The 2,728-nt window shown below is 25.5% G+C and carries 2 protein-coding genes; both read left to right on the top strand.

Annotated features, from left to right (window positions below):
* Positions 1-452 precede the first annotated feature (452 nt).
* Entirely contained in the window at positions 453-1,556 is a 1,104-nt protein-coding gene (locus LJD34_RS15720; RefSeq protein ID WP_227360341.1) for a diguanylate cyclase domain-containing protein, read from the top strand.
* Positions 1,557-1,601: 45 nt separating this feature from the next.
* The gene (locus tag LJD34_RS15715) at positions 1,602-2,648 is read left to right on the top strand and encodes a helix-turn-helix transcriptional regulator (protein ID WP_227360340.1); all 1,047 of its coding nucleotides are present in this window, start codon (positions 1,602-1,604) and stop codon (positions 2,646-2,648) included.
* The last annotated feature ends 80 nt before the right edge of the window (positions 2,649-2,728 follow it).

The following is a 2,728-nucleotide window of genomic DNA, read 5'->3' as shown; positions in this document are numbered from 1 at the left end:
CACTAAAAAGGTAATAATCTTCAAAGATTATTACCATGTGGACAAAATTTATTTTGTCCCTTTTTTATCATAAAAATATGATATTTATTTTTTGCATTTCACACCTCAAAAACGACATTTCGCACCTAATTTAAAAATAAGGTGCCATAAATGGTAAAATAAAGATGTACATGGAATTATTTACTATAATCTATTTTAAATACCAGAGCAAAAAAAGAAAAAATGAATGTAAGGATAAGTAAAATAATGGCAAGTATACTTACGTTATGATAATCTTTACAGAAGTGCCTGCTAATGTATTCGCAGCAGACACTTATATTTGTAATAAATATTGATGGTTGCTGTAAAGAATAAAATAAAAATGTAGGAAAAACTATAAAATTATTTAGTCTAAAACCGACATTTTTTTAATTGACATGTGAATATAATCTATAATGAAAGGGGTTGTTAGTATGATAGTTGAAGCAATAGAAAAATATCCGTTACTTGTTATTTTTATGCTTGTTTTATTACTTGTGATGATTTTTGTAATTGTTTATTATCGAATGTCAAAAAAGTATGAAAAAAGTCAAATAGAATTAAAAGAATCTTTACTTGCAGCAACGACATTAAATAGATGTATTCATGCTTTAACTTATCATAGTGAAATCGATGATGCTATTAATGATTTGTTATGTCTTATTACTGAGTTTTTTCAAGGTGATCGTGCCTATATTTTTCAAATAGACTATGAACAAAATACGACATCTAATCTTTTTGAGTATACAGAAGAAGGGGCAACTCCGGAAATAAATAATTTGCAAAACGTTTCTTTAGAAACTATTCAATATTGGTTAGATCGTTTTAAGGTTGATGGAACATTTTATATAAAAAGTTTAGAAGAGGAGGTTGATAAAAATTCTGAAACCTATCGTCTTTTAAAATTACAAAATATAACGAGTCTTATTGCAGTGCCTTTGATAGAAAATGAAATTATTACTGGATTTTTGGGTGTTGATAATCCACGAAGAAGATGTGATAATAGTAGCTTATTATCTTCGGTTGTTTTCTTTGTTTCTGAGAGTATGAATAGAAAACAACAGGAACAAAAATTAAAAACAATGAGTTATTTAGATTCAATGACACATATTTTTAATCGTAATGCTCTGATAGAACGAATTGATAAGATTAAAGAAAGTCAAAATAAGGATATTGGTATTGCTTATTTTGATTTAAATGGATTAAAAAAGATCAATGACTTACAAGGACATTTAGAAGGTGATGCCGTTTTAAAGAAAACTGCTTATTTGATTAATGAGTGTTTTCCTAGAAAAGCTTATCGTTTTGGTGGGGATGAATTTGTTGTTCTTTCAGTAGATGTTAAAGAAGCTAGTTTTATAAAGCAAGTTGAACAATCAAAGAAGTATTTAGAACAAAATGGTATTTCGTGTTCTGTAGGTGTTTCTTGGTGCTATAATATAAACGATGTTGATGAACTCATCAAAGAAGCAGATACTAAAATGTATGAAAATAAAGCAAATTTTTATGAAAATGAAATGGTTGGTATTGAAAACTAACCATTTTTTTATGGTATAATGAGATTAATGAAAAGAGATGAGACTATGCAAAATATGAATTATTATTATGACTTTTCGGGTCAAAAATTTGAATATCCATTAAGTCTAAGTATTAATCAATTTGATCGACAAGTTTTTTCAAGACAATCTTCTTTAGAAATTTCTTATGTTTTAAAAGGAAATTATGAAGTTATTACAGAAAAAATGTCGACTGTTATTTATGAACATGAATTAGCTATTATTGCTCCTAATGATATTCATATGCTAAAGATGAATGAAAAAGAAAGTATTATTTTAACATTACATATTGATTTTTCTTATTTACCTCATTATATGGTAGGAGATATAGATCATAGTTTTCAATCTCTTATTTGTAGAGAAAATCAAAATAAATCTCTATTATTTCAAATAAAACAACAATTAGGCATCTTACTTTTACATTTTATTGAAAATAAAGATAACATCTATTTATTAAATTTAGTAATATCAAAATTAATTTACATGATTAGTCAAAATCAAGAATTCTCTTTAGAAAATTTACCACTTTCTTCTAAAAATCATGAAAATTATATGAAAGCTATTTTATTCATTGATCAACATTACCAAGAAGATATTCATTTAGAAGATGTTGCTCAAAATCTTTCTTTTAGTATCTCCTATGCTTCACGTTTATTTAAAAAATATACAGGTGTTAGTTTTGTAAAATATTTATCAATGGTAAGAATACGACATTCATTAGAAAAGTTACTAGCGGGGAAAGACTCGATTGATGAGATTGCATTTTCTTGTGGAATGTCTGCAAAGGCTTATAGTCAAGCATTTAAAGATTTATATGGGATTACACCAAGTGTTTATCGTAAACAATTTCAAAAAAACTTGAAATATAATAAGGAAAATAAGGAACAAAGAATGCATTTGGATCAAAAACAAATTGCCTTGATTCAACATTTAATAAATGATCATCATCTATATCAAGATGAATATCTTGATATAGATAAAGAAAATCAACAAAGCATATATTTATTTAAAAATATAGATCAACTCTCTTTATTACAAGAAAATAACATTTTAACTATTAAACCAAAGAAATAACAATAAAAACAATCATTTATTGTTATTTTTTACTTTTTTTTAAAAAATAAAAAGAAAAAGATCAAAAAATTGTCTATATA

It is taken from the genome of Faecalibacillus sp. MSK20_93 (genome assembly GCF_020589945.1).
Classification (GTDB): Bacteria; Bacillota_I; Bacilli_A; order Erysipelotrichales; family Coprobacillaceae; genus Faecalibacillus; species Faecalibacillus intestinalis.
The sequence above is the reverse complement of the archived record's forward strand: the minus strand, read 5'-3'. Positions and strand labels throughout refer to the sequence as shown.

Bases quoted from the DNA above. Each gene is read 5' to 3' on its own strand.
- LJD34_RS15720 (WP_227360341.1), top strand. From the start codon at position 453: ATGATAGTTGAAGCAATAGAAAAATATCCGTTACTTGTTATTTTTATG.
- LJD34_RS15715 (WP_227360340.1), top strand. From the start codon at position 1,602: ATGCAAAATATGAATTATTATTATGACTTTTCGGGTCAAAAATTTGAA.